At 72.5% G+C, this 14,890-nt stretch carries 13 protein-coding genes and 1 tRNA gene; 5 read left to right on the top strand and 9 right to left on the bottom strand.

What is annotated here, in order from left to right:
- Window positions 1-18: 18 nt before the first annotated feature.
- From AB0I60_RS11630 to AB0I60_RS11620, 3 genes are read right to left on the bottom strand one after another with little or no spacing between them, the layout of a single operon-like run.
- Window positions 19-786: an ESX secretion-associated protein EspG gene (locus tag AB0I60_RS11630; protein ID WP_360728045.1), complete on the bottom strand. Its 768-nt coding sequence runs from the start codon at window positions 784-786 to the stop codon at window positions 19-21.
- Window positions 783-2,135 (bottom strand): hypothetical protein, encoded by a 1,353-nt coding sequence (locus AB0I60_RS11625; protein WP_360728043.1) that lies wholly within the window; start codon window positions 2,133-2,135, stop codon window positions 783-785. Before AB0I60_RS11625 ends, AB0I60_RS11630 begins: the two co-directional genes overlap by 4 nt.
- Window positions 2,132-2,605, bottom strand: coding sequence for a hypothetical protein (locus tag AB0I60_RS11620; protein ID WP_360728041.1), 474 nt, complete (start codon window positions 2,603-2,605; stop codon window positions 2,132-2,134). The genes AB0I60_RS11625 and AB0I60_RS11620 overlap by 4 nt, the downstream gene beginning before the upstream one ends.
- A gap of 280 nt (window positions 2,606-2,885) precedes the next feature.
- Between AB0I60_RS11620 and AB0I60_RS11615 the strand changes: the two genes are divergently transcribed.
- Window positions 2,886-3,056 carry a hypothetical protein gene (locus tag AB0I60_RS11615; protein WP_360728038.1) on the top strand — a complete coding sequence of 57 codons (171 nt, stop codon included), beginning with the start codon at window positions 2,886-2,888 and terminating at the stop codon, window positions 3,054-3,056.
- 324 nt (window positions 3,057-3,380) lie between these two features.
- Here AB0I60_RS11615 and AB0I60_RS11610 read toward each other — a convergent pair whose 3' ends face one another.
- Window positions 3,381-4,064 (bottom strand): dienelactone hydrolase family protein, encoded by a 684-nt coding sequence (locus AB0I60_RS11610; RefSeq protein WP_360728035.1) that lies wholly within the window; start codon window positions 4,062-4,064, stop codon window positions 3,381-3,383.
- Between the two features lie 119 nt (window positions 4,065-4,183).
- On the opposite strand from AB0I60_RS11610, the gene hisC reads away from it, so the two are divergent.
- Window positions 4,184-5,251 carry a histidinol-phosphate transaminase gene (gene hisC, locus AB0I60_RS11605; protein ID WP_360728032.1) on the top strand — a complete coding sequence of 356 codons (1,068 nt, stop codon included), beginning with the start codon at window positions 4,184-4,186 and terminating at the stop codon, window positions 5,249-5,251.
- A 95-nt stretch (window positions 5,252-5,346) separates the two neighbouring features.
- Here hisC and AB0I60_RS11600 read toward each other — a convergent pair whose 3' ends face one another.
- The 3 genes from AB0I60_RS11600 to AB0I60_RS11590 form a co-directional block, all read right to left on the bottom strand.
- Window positions 5,347-6,096, bottom strand: coding sequence for a sulfite exporter TauE/SafE family protein (locus AB0I60_RS11600; RefSeq protein ID WP_360728030.1), 750 nt, complete (start codon window positions 6,094-6,096; stop codon window positions 5,347-5,349).
- A 166-nt stretch (window positions 6,097-6,262) separates the two neighbouring features.
- Entirely contained in the window at window positions 6,263-9,448 is a 3,186-nt protein-coding gene (locus tag AB0I60_RS11595; protein WP_360728027.1) for a hypothetical protein, read from the bottom strand.
- 243 nt (window positions 9,449-9,691) lie between these two features.
- Window positions 9,692-9,946 (bottom strand): hypothetical protein, encoded by a 255-nt coding sequence (locus AB0I60_RS11590; protein WP_360728024.1) that lies wholly within the window; start codon window positions 9,944-9,946, stop codon window positions 9,692-9,694.
- A 460-nt stretch (window positions 9,947-10,406) separates the two neighbouring features.
- Between AB0I60_RS11590 and AB0I60_RS11585 the strand changes: the two genes are divergently transcribed.
- The gene (locus AB0I60_RS11585; protein WP_360728021.1) at window positions 10,407-10,580 is read left to right on the top strand and encodes a hypothetical protein; all 174 of its coding nucleotides are present in this window, start codon (window positions 10,407-10,409) and stop codon (window positions 10,578-10,580) included.
- Window positions 10,581-10,656: 76 nt separating this feature from the next.
- Here AB0I60_RS11585 and AB0I60_RS11580 read toward each other — a convergent pair.
- Both AB0I60_RS11580 and AB0I60_RS11575 read right to left on the bottom strand, forming a co-directional pair.
- Window positions 10,657-10,741, bottom strand: a tRNA-Ser gene (locus AB0I60_RS11580).
- Between the two features lie 20 nt (window positions 10,742-10,761).
- Window positions 10,762-11,232: a MarR family transcriptional regulator gene (locus tag AB0I60_RS11575; protein WP_360728018.1), complete on the bottom strand. Its 471-nt coding sequence runs from the start codon at window positions 11,230-11,232 to the stop codon at window positions 10,762-10,764.
- A gap of 138 nt (window positions 11,233-11,370) precedes the next feature.
- On the opposite strand from AB0I60_RS11575, the gene AB0I60_RS11570 reads away from it, so the two are divergent.
- Together AB0I60_RS11570 and AB0I60_RS11565 are read left to right on the top strand one after the other, a co-directional pair.
- Window positions 11,371-13,092: a bifunctional metallophosphatase/5'-nucleotidase gene (locus tag AB0I60_RS11570; protein ID WP_360728015.1), complete on the top strand. Its 1,722-nt coding sequence runs from the start codon at window positions 11,371-11,373 to the stop codon at window positions 13,090-13,092.
- Between the two features lie 793 nt (window positions 13,093-13,885).
- Window positions 13,886-14,800, top strand: coding sequence for a neutral zinc metallopeptidase (locus tag AB0I60_RS11565; RefSeq protein WP_360728013.1), 915 nt, complete (start codon window positions 13,886-13,888; stop codon window positions 14,798-14,800).
- Window positions 14,801-14,890: the final 90 nt, after the last annotated feature.

The following is a 14,890-nucleotide window of genomic DNA, read 5'->3' as shown; positions in this document are numbered from 1 at the left end:
TCCGATAGTCGGACGCCCCTACCGGGTGCGGCCGGCCGCCGCGACGAGCTCGTCCACGGCGGAGGTGAGGCGGGCCGCGTCGGTCGGCGCGACCACCAGCCACGCGTCGTTCCGGCGCACCAGGTACCGGCCCTCGGCGGTGTCCAGCCACGAGATCGCGGCCCCGGTCGGGTGCAGGTAGCCGGCGCGGTTGCGGGCGATCACGCCCACCTGGCCGCCGCCGCTGCGGCTGGTCACGGCGCGCATCAGGGTGTTCATCTCGGGCTCGCGCATCCCGACGCCGCGCAGCACGTCGAGGAAGCCCTCGGTGCCGTCGTCGACGCCGGCGCGGCCCGCCGCCAGGTAGTCGTCCCACCGGACGTTCACCGAGCGGCCGGTGCCGGGCGGCGCGGCGGGCAGGGTGGAGACGGTCTTGGCGGCGAGGGCGGTGGGGCGGAAGCCGGTCACCTGGACCTGGTCGCCGAGCCGGCCCGCGAACGCCCCGTGCCACGCCGCCGTGGCCAGGCCCCGGGCCTGGCGGCCGTTGAGGGTGAACACGACCTCCAGGCCCACCTCGAACTCCGCCAGGCCGCGCAGGACGCCGTACAGCTCCTCGTCGGGCCGCTGGACGGTGCCCAGCCCCCGGGCGAACAGGTCGCGGGACGCGGTCTCGACCAACCGCGCCCGCTCCCGCTGGGTGTGCCCGTGGTGCCTGGTGCCGAGCGGGACCGGGTGGGCGTCGCGGTGCACCGCCTGCCAGAGCAGGAAGAACTCCAGTTCGCTGAGCCGGAAGACGCGCTCGGTCACAGGCCGATCACCGGCGGCGCTGCCTTGCGGTCCACGCCGAACACGTTGTCGTCGTCCTCCAGGTACCCCGGCCGGTTGCGCTCGCTGCCGCCGGGCGCCGACCCCACGGGCGGCGGCGCGGCCATCGGGGCGGCGCCGATCATGCCGTGCTGCGGCGTGACCGACTTGGGCGCCTGGAACTGGCTGGTCACGCCGCCGGGGCTGCCGCCGGCCGAGCGCTCGTTGACGACCGCGCCGCTGCCCAGCCCGGGCGGACCGAGCGGGGCGGGGCCGCCGGCACCGCCGCCGCCGGCGGAACCGAGCGGCACGGGCACCGGGCCGCGCCCGCCGGCGAACCCGCCCCGGGCGAAGGAGCCGCCACCCCGGCCCTGGGACGGGGTGGTCGCGCCGCGCTCCGGCCGCGCGGGCTGGTTCTGGTTCGGGTTGACCACGACCGGGCCGCCGTCCGGCACCGGCGGCGGCGCGACCGGGTGGGGCGTCACGACGACGGGCGGCGGGGTCGGGGGCGCGACCGGGTTGGTCGGCGGGCTGAACGACGGCACGGTGCGGTCGACGGCGTAGGAGTTCTGCTGGAACAGGGCCATCACCTCGGCCGCCTGCCGGTGCGTGGCGTCGGCCGCCACCACCGAGTCGACGACCGGCGCGGCCACGTTCTCCAAGCCGGTGAACGGGCTGTTGGGCGCGACCGGCGAGGTGGCGCGGAAGCCCAGCGGCCGACTGGCGGCCCCGCCCGCGTCCTCGGCCATCAACTGCTGCTGCACGCCGTGGTTCCCCGGCACGCGGAACGCGGGCTGCTGCTGGACCAGCGCGGCGCGGGTGTCGGGCTGGCCTGCCACGGGCGGCGTGCCGCCCCCGGTGACCGGGTCGACGGTGGGCGGCGCGGGCGAGGGCGCGGGCATCATCTGCCGCGCGGTCTCGACGTGCTGGATCTCCTCGCCGATGCACTTGGCGACGTTGTCGGCGTGGCCGCTGGTGTTGAGCGCCCACTTCTCCACCGAGACCAGCGCCTCGCGGGCCCGTTCGGCGGACTCGCCGGACCACGCCTGCTGCGACTGGGTGATCGCCTTGGCGAGCAGGCCCTGCACCTCGTCCAGCGCCTTGCCGACCATGGCCCAGTCCGCCTGCGCGGAACCGGCCGCCTTCAGGTCGACGCCGGTGTGCACCATGTCGTAGAGGGCCTGGTGCGAGAACGACATCCAGTCGACCTTCTCGTCGAGCCTGCTGGGCGGCGGCTCGTGGTGCTCCTCGTTGCCGCCACCGTGGTGGTTGCCGTTCCCATGATTGCCACCACCGTGGTCGCCGCCGTGGTTGCCGCCGTGCCCACGGCCGCCGCGCCTGTCGTCGCTCACGAGCCCTTGACCTCCCCAGCCGAGTTGAAGGCGTTCGCCGCGTCGTCGTCGGCGTCTTCGAGGTTGCGCGCCGCGTCGCGGATGGTCTCCTCGACCTCGAACAGCACCTGCATGAAGTCGCCGATCACGCTGACGGCGGACGCCTCGTTGCCGACCGCCACCTCGCGCAGCCGCCGGCTGATCGCCTCGCCGACCCAGTTGCGGCCGAACTGGAGCTCGACGTCCAGGCTGGTCACGGCCTTGCTGTGCACGTTGTCGACCAGGCCCCGGGCCTGGGTGATCAGCTTCAGCAGGTCCAGCACGGCCTGCTTGTCCAGGTCGAGCTTCACCTGCCCCTTGTCCACCGCGTCGAGCGCGGTGGTCGCCTTGGCCAGGTCGGTCTGCGCGGCGGCGGCGAAGTTCGCGCCGCTCGCGGCGGTGCCGGTGGGGTCGGGCGTGACGACCTGGGTCGAGGCCGGGTCCGGGGGCACGACCTGGGGCGCGGCGGGGTCGCCACCCGCCGGACCTCCGGCAGCGGGACCCCCGGCGGCAGGACCTCCGGCGATCGGGACCCCGGCGGCGGGACCCCCGGTGATCGGAACTCCGCCGGCGGGGTCTCCGGCACCAGCGCCCCCAGGAGCACCCGGAACGGCGGCACCGGGCGCAGGAGCACTCGGCACAGGCGCACCCGGAACGGGCGCACCGGCAACAGGCGCACCGGGAGCGGGCGCAGCCGGAATCGGGGCACCTGCGCCGGGGAGCGCCGCGCCGGTGTCGACGGGCGTGCCGTGCGCGGGCGTTCCCGGCGGCACGAACGTCCCCGGCAGCGGCACGGGGCTCGCGTCGGCGGGGGGCGTGCCGAACGGCCCTCCGGGTGCGGGTGCCGGCGGCACGGCCGAGCCCGGCGCGGGCACGCCCGGCGGGAACGGCGTCGCGGTGTAGTGGTCGGGGGCGGCCACGACGGGTGGACCGGGCGGCACCAGCGGTGGCAGCACGTCCGGTGTGATCACCTGCGTCGTCGCGGTGTCGACAGCCTGCACCGGGTGCGGTGTGGAGACCGCTGCGGGCTGTGTCAGTGGAACGGTGTTGCCGTTGCTCATCATTACCCCCTGCACTGCGGTCGTCGCCGCAGCCGCGCCGCGCGTTACCCAGCAGCGTCCGCACCGGCGTACCGGACGCTCTCCTTAGATGTACCGGGAAGGCCGTCTGGTTCCAAGCCGCTGGAAAGACTCTCTACCGCCAGTGGGTGGCCGATCCCCCAGCCGATCACCTCAGGTGCGAGTCGAACCAGTTCAGCGCCCGCTGCCACGCCTCGGCACTCGCCTCCGGCGTGGTGTCGAACCGGTGGCTGGTGTCGCGGAACCGGACGACGTCCGTGGCGACCGGTGCCGCCGCCGCCGCGTCGCGGAGCTTCTCCACGTCGCCGAACGGGATCTTCTCGTCGTCGTCGCCGTAGAGGCCGAGCCACGGGCACGCCAGCTCCTCGGCGACGTCCACCAGCGACGGCAGCCCGTCGGAGAGCTGTTCGGAGATGCCGCCGCCACCGACGGTGACCGCCGCGCCGATGCTTCGGCTTCCCGCAACCACCATCGCCACCGATCCGCCCAGGTCGAAGCCCATGACACCGAGCCGGTCGGCGCTCACGCCCTGTTGCCCCAGCCACACGAACGCGACGTCCGTGTCGGCCAGCACGGATTCGCCGGACAGCTCGCCGGCCTGCTCCTCGGCGTCGGCCGGTTCGTCCTCGCCGCCCCGGTAGAGGTGCGGGGCGACGGCCAGCCACCCCTCGGCGGCGAGGCCGCTCACCAGACCGCGCACGGTGTCGGTCACGCCGCGCGCCTCGTGCAGCACGACGAGCCCGCCGCGCACGACGTTCTCCGGCTCGGCGACGGTGAGCCGGAGCGTGCGGCCGTCGGTGAGCGAGAGCGTCTCGGTGCGGGGAGAAGTCATGGGCCAACCCTTCCATGAGGGGGTGAACGGCAGTCAACGTGAGCAACCGAACGACGGCTGTGCCCCATCCGGGTCTTGGGCGGGCTAACGTCCAGCTCAGAACCGGAAGGAGTCCTTGGATGACGGTGCGAACCCGCGCAGACCTCTCCGCGCTACCCAGTTATGTCCCCGGCAAAACCATCCCGGGCGCGATCAAGCTGGCCAGCAACGAGGTGTCGGCCGGACCGCTGCCCAGCGTGGTGCGGGCGATCGCGGACGCGGCCACCGCCGTGAACCGCTACCCCGACACCGCCGCCACCGACCTCGTGGCGCGGCTGGGCGACAAGCTCGGTGTCCCCGCCGCCCAGGTCGCCGTGGGCTGCGGATCGGTCACGCTGTGCCAGCAGCTCGTGCAGGCGACCTGCGCGGAGGCCGACGAGGTGGTGTTCCCGTGGCGCTCGTTCGAGGCGTACCCGATCATCACCGCAGTCGTCGGCGCAGGTCAGACCCGGGTCCCGCTGACCTCGGGGCACGGGCTGGACCTCGACGCGATGCTCGCCGCGATCACGCCGAAGACCCGGCTGGTGTTCGTGTGCAACCCGAACAACCCGACCGGCACCGCGCTGCGGCGGGCCGAGGTCGAGCGGTTCATCGAGCAGGTGCCGGCGGAGACGCTGGTCGTGCTGGACGAGGCGTACAAGGAGTTCGTGGACGACCCCGACGTGCCTGACGGCGTCGAGCTGGCGAAGGCCCAGTGGGCGGCCGGGAGGGACAACGTGGCCGCGCTGCGGACGTTCTCCAAGGCGTACGGGCTGGCCGGCCTGCGGGTCGGGTACGCGGTGGGCTCGCCGGAGCTGGCCGAGACGCTGCGCAAGGTCTACGTGCCGTTCAGCGTGAACGCGCTGGCCCAGGTCGCGGCCCTGGCGTCGCTGGACGCCGAGGACGAGCTGATGGTCCGCTGCCGGGCGATCGTGGCCGAGCGCGGCCGGGTGCGCGAGGAGCTGCTCGCGGCGGGGTTCGAGGTGCCGGTGACGCAGGCGAACTTCGTCTGGCTGCCGCTGGGCGAGCGGACGGCCGCGTTCAACGAGCACTGCCTCGGGCACAAGGTCGTGGTGCGCGCGTTCGCCGGCGACGGCGCGCGGGTGACCATCGGCGAGCCGGAGGAGAACGACGCCTTCCTGGCCGCCGCCCGCACGTTCACCGGGTGAGCGGGCCGACCTCCTGACCCCGGCCCGGCGGGCGCGGCTCGCCGGGCCGGGCGCACCCGCTCCGACGAGGACCGGTGCGGTGCCGGCCCCCGGGGTCACCGGGTCAGGATCTGCACGATGGCCACGGTTCCCACCAGCACGATCACCGCGCGCAGCGCGACCGGTGGGAGCCGGCGGCCGACCTTCGCGCCGATCTGGCCGCCGACGACCGAGCCGAGCGCGAGCAGCAGCACGGCGTCCCAGGCGACGTCGGCGATGAAGATGAACAGCACGCCCGCGACGAGGTTCACGAACGCGGTCAGCACGTTCTTGAGGGCGTTCATCCGCTGGATGTGCTCGTTCATCAGCACGCCCATCAGGCCCATCACCAGCACGCCCTGCGCGGCCCCGAAGTAGCCGCCGTAGATGCCCGCCAGGAACACGCCGACCAGCAGCGCGAGGCCGCCGTGCTCGTGCCGCTCGCGTTCGGCGAGCTTGCGGTTGAGCCACGGCTGGAGCACGACGAGCACCAGGGCGATGGCGATCAGCACCGGCACGATCGCGGCGAACGCGTCCTCGGGCAGCTTGATCAGCAGGATCGCGCCGACCACGCCGCCCAGCAGCGACGCGGGCAGCAGGCGCTTGATCCTCGGGCCCTGCCCGGTCAGCTCGCGGCGGTAGCCGACGGCCCCGCTGAACGAGCCGGGCACCAGGCCGAGGCTGTTGGACACGTTCGCGGTGACCGGCGGGAAACCCACCGCCAGCAGCACCGGGAAGGTGATCAGGGTGCCCGAGCCGACCACCGTGTTGATCCCGCCGGCCAGCACGCCGGCGAGCACGACGAGGACCGCTTCCAACGTCGTCACGGCCACGTCCCCTCGTCCCGGAGCAGTTGGTTAGCGACGCTAACACTCTGCGCTGCGGGGCGCGGTGTGGCTCCTGCCACGACACCCGCCCGGTGCCCCGGACGTGCGGGAGGGGCGCGTCGCCGCGCCCCTCCCGGATCAGGTCACGCCCTGCGGCGTCGGGCCGTCACGCCGCGCGGCGACGTCCCGCCAGGCGGGTGCCGACGCCGAACGCCAGCACCAGCAGCCCCGCCAGGCCCAGCCCGACGACGCCCGCGCCGGTCGTGGCGAGAGCGGGCTGCGCACCGGACGCGGTGCCGGTCGCGGACGCATCGGGGGTGCCGGGCGCGTCGGGGGTGTCACCGGTCTGCCCGGCTTCGCCGCCACCGACGGCCGGAGGCTCCTCCCAGGTGCCGGGGTCGGCGACCTCGGGACCGGCGACGACCTCGATGTCCTGGTGCCGCGACTGGCCCCGGACCACCCGGAACGACGGGGCGGGCCCCCAGTTGGCGTTGAACTTCCACGGGCCGACGACGACCGGCGTGTAGAAGCCCACCGGGATGTCCGAGAACGTGAAGCTGCCGTCCGGACCGGCCACCGTGCGCGCCACCGGCCGCTTCGAGAAGTAGTCGGTGAGCACGATCGTCAGGTTCGGCACGGCGACGACCTCGGACGACGGCGTCGGCCGGGTGACCAGGCGGCCGGACTTCGACCACACCGCACCCGGCACGCGGGCCAGGTCGTGGACGCGGGGCAGGCCCTCGCGCACCGACTCCGGGCCGAAGTCGCACGTCACGTCGAACACGCCGACGTCGGCCGCGCCGGTCGGCACCGGGCTGACGAACGTGAAGGTGCGCGACTCACCGGCCGCCAGCTCCACTCCGGCCCCGTCCCGCCAGTGGAACGGGCCCCACCCGTCGCCGTTCATGACCGACGGGATCTCCCCGCTGCCGCAGGACGCCTTGACCAGCAGCTCCTCCGGGCCGCCGTTGGACAGCGCCACCGTGGTGACGACCCGGTCGTCCGGGCCGTACGTGTCGCGGTCGAACGACAGCGACGCGTGCAACCGGTCGGTCAGCGGGCGCACCAGGCGGTACTGGACCCGGGTCTCCTGGTTCGCCACGACGACCAGTTCGGCCTGGCCGTGGTAAACCCAGCCGGCCTGCTCGTCGCGGATGCGCACGACGTACTTGCCCGTCGGGACGCCGCTCAACCGGAAGTTGCCGGAGGCGTCGGTCTTCCCGGCGATCCACTTGTGCGGCCGGCCGCCCTCGAACGTGATGTCCACGCCCGACAGCCCCTCGCCGTCGTCATACGCGCCGTCCTCGTCCGAGTCGCCGTAGACGACCGCGATCGCGTCACCCGTGCTGCGGGTGACCCGGGCGACCAGGTCGATCACGTTGTCGGTCGGGTCGGTGTCGTCGGAGACCGAGATCCGGCCCTTCAGCCGCACCTCGTCCGGCTGGTTCCAGAGGTCGCCGACCAGCGTGACCTCCCGCTCCTCGCCGGGCTGGAGGGTGACACCGCTGCCGAGCTGACCCCACTGGCGGGAGTCGTAGTAGAGGTCCTTGCCGGTCGTCTCCGACACGAAGCGCGCGTACCAGGCGACGGAGCCGCCGGTGTTCTTCACCTTGACGGTGATCTTGGGCTGCTCGTTCAGGTCGTAAGACGCCTTGTCGAACGACGCGGTGACCGTGATGTTCGGCCCCTTGGCCGGCTCCACGACCAGCGGGCCGTCGACGAGTTGGAGTCCCGAGTCGGAGACGTGCCCCGAGTGGACCCGCAGCCGGAAGCCGTCGTTGTAGCGCGCCTTGTACGGGCCGAGCACCAGGACGTCGTAGTCGCCGACCTGCACGCCCGTGAACTGCCAGGCGCCGTTGGCGTCCGACTGCGTCCGGGCGACGACGGTCCGGGTCGACGGGTCGAACAGGAGGACCGGGACGTCGGCGAGCTTCCGCGCCGGACCCGACGGCGGGAAGTACGTCAGGTCGCCCTTCGTGCTCCCGAGCGCGCCGAGGACCTTCGAGGAGGCCGAGGCGTGGACGTAGCCGCTGCCGAAGACGCCGTCGTTGCCGAAGTCGCACGCGGCGACGACGAACCCGCTCAGGTAGGCGGCCTCCGGGACGACGTCCGCGATGGTGAGCACCTTGGTCTCACCGGGGGCCAGCGACAGGCCGGGGCCACCGGGGTGCAGCGGCGCCCAGCCCGGCCCGGCGCCGAGCACGTAGTCCTCGCCGATGCCGTTGCACAGGGCGATCACGTCGGTGAGCGGCGCGGTGCCCCGGTTGACGAGCGTGAGCTTGACGTTGATCGGGTCGCCACGACCGTAGGAGCGGCGGTCCAGCTCGAACCACGCCGACAGCGAGTCCTTCACCGGGCGGGCGGTCGGGATCGCCAGGTTCGTGGTCGCGTTCTCCTGCACGGAGAACGCGCCGCTGCCGGGCTTGACCACGATCGCCTGGTCGGCCAGCGCCAGGTGGTAGTCGCCGGTCGGCACGTTCTGGAAGGCGAACTCGCCGTTGGCCCCGGTGACCGCCGTCAGGTAGGCGTACGGCTTGCCGCCGTACACCTGGAGCCCGCTGTTCGCGCGCTGCTCGCCGGCGTCGAAGCGGCCGTTGTCGTTGGCGTCGGTGTAGAGGACGCCGGAGACGGCACCCCGGGGCTGCGCGACGGTCGCCGTGGTCCGGAACTGGTTGTCCGCCGGCGTCGGGTCGGGCGTCCCGTCGATGACGGCGTAGAGGATGAACTCCGCGCTGGTGCTGTTCGGGTCGTACTGCCGCCCGACCACGTCGAACCGGCGCGTCTCGCCGGGCGCGATCGAGTAGACCTGGTTGAACAGCTCGTAGCCGGTGGTCACCGACACGGTGCCGCCGCGGACGAGGCGGACCCGCTCGGCGGTGGTGCCGCCGACGTTCTCCACCGTGAGGGCGATCAGCAGGTCCGAGGCCGGCGGGTACGCCGCCTTGTCGAAGGCGGCCGTGACCCGCAGGTCGGCGGGCGCGGCGGCGTCACGCACCTGCGCCTCGGCCTGGTCCATCTGGCCTGCCTCGTCCGCCTTGCCCGCAGGCGCGTCGGGCTTGCCAGGCGCTTCCGGCGCTTCCGGCGCTTCCGGCGTGCCCGGGGCTTCGGGCGTACCCGGAGTCTCCGGCTTGGTGTCTTCGGGTGTGGTGCCCGGGGCCTCCGGCGTGGTCGCCGGCGCTTCCGGCGTCGTCACGGGAGTCTCGGGCGTGGTGCCCGGCTCCGTCGTGGGAGCTTGGTTGTCGGACGGCGCAACGGTTCCAGTCGTCGCACCGCTGTCGGTGACGTCCGCCCACGCGGGCTGACCACCGAACGCGAGGACGCCCACCAGCAACGCGGCAGTGGTCGTCCTCAACACCTGTCTGGCCGCGCGAGGGCGCGCGGCAGCACTGTAAGACAAAGAACTTCCCCCGTTGGACCAGTAGCCAGGCGAGCGGACCCCGAGCCGCAGAGCCGGCCAATCACTTCTTTCGCAAGGAAAGTACTTCACGGGGGATGGTGTTGGACAGCCCTTTCCGAACCATCTTCACGAACTCCGCCACGGCCGCCGACGCCCCGACGACCTGCGCACGAAACAACCGCAGAACCGCCCCGGCAACTACCCCTGGCCGGTGCCGGCCCGCCCGCCATCGTCGGCTTGCTGCTCCGCAGCCAGCGCCTCCTCCACCCAGACGAGGAAGGCGGGCAAGTGCCGGTCGACGCTGAAGCAGTCCCGCTCCGTGCCGACTATCCGCTCGGCGAGGTGCGGCCACCCCCGGAACAGGGCGATGCAGTGCGCCTGGCCCTCGCGCACGTCCGGGTCGCGCCGCATCTCGGCGTCGACCAGGTCGAGGTACCGGCTCACCAAGTCCACGGCTCCTCCTCGCTCACCAGCCGCAACCACCGAGAGGTGCTCACGGCGGGACGGTACCCGGACGGCGTTCGGCACATCGAACAAACTCGACCACGGTCGCATTCGCAGTCTTCCAACACACTTCGGCCCGTTCCCTGGCTGAGAAGAAGGCAGCCAGGTTGCTACACGGGTAGCTACACGGCTTTAGTGGGTCCTGTGCGGCATGAGGGGCGTCGAAATCCCGGCGCTGGCCCACGCCTGCTCCCTGGCTCCCGGATACCGGGCCTTGGCTACTTCACGGGCCATGAGCAGCCGAGCTTTGCTCGGGGTGCGGTTCAGGCCAGACTCCGTCCTCCAGTAAGGCCGAATCCACAGCTACGCAATAGGCCCGCTGTGCCGCATCCTTCTCAGCACGTGCTTCCCTCACCGAGGAAGGTGCTCACGGTGGCCGCTGGCGCGGAGTGTCGGCGGGCGTCGCGCCGTGCCCGGCCCGCACAAGCCGGGTGACCACGCGATCGTCACGGCCCAGCGCGGCCAGGAGCAGTCCAATCCGTCGCCTCGTCGCGCGATCGACGTCACGATGACGATCTACGCCTCGGTCAGCCTCCAGGACAAGCGGGAGGCGCTGCGGAAGCTCACGGACGAGCTGGGTTGACCCCGTTGCTACACCCGTTGCTACACGGAGGGGGTGCGGAGGCCCTCAAAGGAGGCACCACACCCCCTCTGACCTGCGGAAGCGGAGGGATTTGAACCCCCGGACGGTTTCCCGTCTCCCGCTTTCAAGGCGGGTGCATTCGGCCGCTCTGCCACGCTTCCCGGTGTCGCGGTCCAGCAGGTTACCCGTCCAGGCCGCGCAGGTGCGTGATGACCCGGTCGAAGACCTTCGCCAGCACCTCCTGCTCCTCGCGGCTGAGGAGGTCGACCATGTGCGCCCGCACGCCCTGGACGTGGGTCGGCGCCGAGCTCTCCAGGGTCTGCACGCCCTTCTCGGTCAGCTCCGCGAACACGCCCCGGCCGTCTTCCGGGCACTCGCGGCGGCGCAGCAGTCCTTCCCGCTCCATCCGCGCGACCTGGTGCGACACCCGGCTCTTCGAGGATGCCACCTCGTCGGCGAGCTGCGACATCCGCATCCGCAGGCCGCGCCGCTCGGACAGCCGCACCAGCACCTCGTAGTCCGCCAGCGACAGGCCGTGCCGGTCCTGGAGTTCGCGGTGCAGGCGGTCCTCGAGCATGGACGCGCCGACCACGTAGGTGCGCCACGCCCGCATCTCGCCGTCATCGAGCCATCGGGGTTCCTGATCCGTCACGTGCACAAGGCTATGCCGCACATCTCCGTTAACGGACGATCCACGCGCATGTCTGGTGCCGGTCAGCTGCGGGGGGCAAACTCCCTGCCCTGGTGCGCCCGCCCACCGCCGGCGCTGTCAGGGAGGGGACCCCAATCCATGAGCACGTTCGGACGGACCACGGCCGCGCTGGCGCTCAGCGCCGTGGCCGGGCTCGCCGTCACCCTCGCGCAGGCCCCGGCCCAGGCCGACGAGAAGCCCCTGCGCACGGTCGACGTCCGGCTGATCGGCATCAACGACCTGCACGGCAACATCGAACCGCCGACCGGCTCGTCCGGGCGGGTCACGCTGTCCGACGGCAGCCAGGTGGAGGCGGGCGGCGCGGCGTACAACGCGACGCACATCAAGAACCTGCAGGCCGAGGTGCGCAACTCGGTCGTCGTCGGCCAGGGCGACCTCATCGGCGCGTCGCCGATCGTGTCGGCGCTGTTCCACGACGAGCCGACGCTGGAGGTCCTCGACCGGGTCGGCCTGGACGCCACGGCGGCCGGCAACCACGAGTTCGACGAGGGCTACCGGGAGCTGCTGCGCGTGCAGCACGGCGGCTGCCACCCGACCGACGGCTGCCAGTTCCGGGACCGCTACGACGGCGTCGACTTCCCGATCCTGGGCGCGAACGTGACCCTGGCCAAGAGCGGCCTGCCCGCGCTGCCCCCGTTCTGGGTGGAGTTCCGCGACGGCGTGCCGATCGGCTTCATCGGGATGCCGCTCAAGGACGTGCCGATCCTGGTCGACCCGAACGGCATCAAGGAGCTGAAGTTCGGCGACGAGATCGCCGCCGCGAACAAGTACGCCGACCTGCTCAACTGGCTCGGCGTCAAGTCGATCGTGCTGCTGGTCCACCAGGGCGACAACACCACCGGCGGCGGGCCCGACGACTGCCGGAAGGGCGCGGAGAAGGGACCGGGCCAGATCATCGCCGAAGGCGTGTCGCCCAAGATCGACGCGGTCTTCTCCGGCCACAGCCACCAGCACTACAACTGCGTGGTGCAGGACCCGGCGGGCAACCCCCGACCGTTCATCGAGGGCCTGGCGTTCGGCCGCGAGCTGTCCGTGGTCGACCTGAAGATCGACAAGCGGACCCGCGAGGTCGTCCGCTCCGCGACCGTCGCGCGCAACCACGTGGTCACCAAGAACATCACCCCCGACCCCGCCGTCCAGTCGATCGTCGACCTGGCCAAGACCAAGTCCGGCCCGATCGCCAACCGCCAGGTCGGCACGATCTCGGCGGACGTCCTGCGGGCGCAGAACCCGGCCGGCGAGTCCGCGCTCGGCAACCTGATCGCCGACTCGCAACTGGCCGCCACGACCGGCAACGGCGCGGTGCTCGCGCTGATGAACCCGGGCGGCGTGCGGGCCGACCTCACCTACGCGTCGTCGCCCGCCGGCGAGGGCAACGGCGTGGTCACCTACGGCGAGACGTTCACCGTGCAGCCGTTCGGCAACATCCTCCAGACCGTCACGCTGACCGGCGCGCAGATCAAGGCGGCGCTGGAGCAGCAGTGGCAGGTCGTCAACGGCACGCCGAAGCAGATCGTCCTGCAGCCGAGCGCGGGCCTGACCTACCGGTGGTCGGTCTCGGCCCCGATCGGCTCGAAGGTCTCCGACGTCGTGCTGAACGGCACGCCGCTCGACCCGGCGGCGAGCTACCGCGTCACCATCAACTCGTTCCTCCAGGGCGGCGGCGACGGCTTCACCGTCTTCACCGGGGGCACGGACATCACCGGCGGCGGCATCGACCTGGACGCGTTCAGCGGGTACCTGGGCGCGCACCCGAACACCGCCCCGCCGGCCCTCGGCCGGATCACGACCGTCGCGTGACGGTGCGCGCCGTGGGCGGGGGGCCACGTCCGCCCACAGCGCGCGACCACCGTCCCACCAGGACGGGCCGATGGTGTTTCACCAGTTCAGGGAGACCGCGAACGGTTGTGCAACGGGCCGATCAAGCGCATCCTCGAAGCAGGACCTGCCGCCCGGCGAAGCAAGGCGAGAGCCGTGACCGGCACGCCCGGAAGGGGTAGGTGGTGCGGTGCAGAGAAGTCCTCGCTGTGACGATCCGCGTTCGGCCGCGACCCCGCGGGTGGGATGGTGCAGACCGTCCCGGACGCGACCGTGAGCGGTTCCACCGAGGTTCCGGGCGCGCGGCGCTTCCAGCGCGCACGACGCGCTTGACGCTGTTGACCACGGACGTCTCTGGTGCCCGTCTCGCACGGCGGCACCGACCGGGGTCCACGCCACCTCGTTGACGAGCGGGATCAGTCACTTCCACAAGGGAAAGAAGCCCAGGTGCGGTGCCCCAGGACGTCGGGTACCGCACCTGGGCCACGCCCGCGTGCGGCCGAGAGGCTGACGGTCGAGAGGCTGACGGTCGAGGCGCGGGCAGTCGAGGCGCGAGGGCACGCCAGGGCGCTGTATCGGCGGGGTCGGTGCCGGTAGGAGCGGTGGCGGTGAGCGGCCGGAGCGCGCGTGGTGCGGGGCCGAACGGGGGCTTCGAGCGGGTGCGGGGTTGGGGTGGGCCCGGACGGGGAACTGTGGTCGTGGCGAGACCCCCGGATCGCCCGCGCCCGGTTATCGTGGTGCCGCCTTGCTGGGGCCCTTGGTTGGAGGACACGCGGTGCAGTTCAACGAGGACGCCGAACTCGACACGTCCCAGGTCTCCGACCTGCGGGGTGGCGGCGGCGGCGTCGGTGGCCGGGTCGCGCTGGGCGGCGGTGGTCTGGGCATCGTGGGCCTGATCATCTACTTCGTGCTCTCCCAGCTCGGCGGCGGCGGGCAGTTGCCGACCGGGGCCGGGTTCGAGGACGTGGGCCGCAACCAGCAGGTCGGCTCCGAGGACATCAAGGCCAAGTGCAAGACCGGCGCGGACGCGAACCGGAACGCCGACTGCCGCGCGGTGGCGTTCATCAACTCGATCCAGGGGTACTGGACCGACCAGTTCGCCCGCTCGGGCCGCACCTACCAGGCGGCGCAGACGAACTTCTTCTCCGGTGGCGTGCAGACCCGGTGCGGCAACGCCACGTCCGCCGTGGGGCCGTTCTACTGCCCGGCGGACGCCCAGGTGTACATCGACCTGAACTTCTTCCAGGAGTTGCAGCAGAAGTTCGGCGCGACCGGCGGGCCGTTCGTCGAGGCGTACGTGCTGGCCCACGAGTACGGCCACCACATCCAGAACCTGCTGGGCACCTCGGACCGGGTGCGCACACGCAGCGGCCCGAAGTCGGACTCCGTTCGGCTGGAGCTGCAGGCCGACTGCTACGCGGGCGCGTGGGCCAACCACGCCAGCACCGTGCCGACCGCGTCCGGCAAGCCGCTGATCACCGGCGTCACCCAGGACGACATCGCGGCGGCGCTGGACGCGGCGGCCCGGATCGGCGACGACTTCATCCAGAAGGAGCTGGGCGGCGGCCGGATCGACACCACGCAGTTCACGCACGGCTCGTCGGCGCAGCGCCAGAAGTGGTACACGCTGGGCTTCGAGACCGGTGACCCGGCGCGCTGCGACACCTTCGGCACCGACAACCTCGGCTGACCCGCGACCTCGGCCGACCCCGCACGCGCGGAGGGGGTCGGTCCCGTGCGGGACCGACCCCCTCTTCTCGTCCCGACCGGCCGGGTCGCC

The sequence above is a fragment of the Actinosynnema sp. NPDC050436 genome (genome assembly GCF_040655415.1).
GTDB lineage: Bacteria > Actinomycetota > Actinomycetes > Mycobacteriales > Pseudonocardiaceae > Actinosynnema.
Note: the sequence above shows the minus strand (reverse complement) of the source record. Positions and strands in the feature narration are given on the sequence as shown.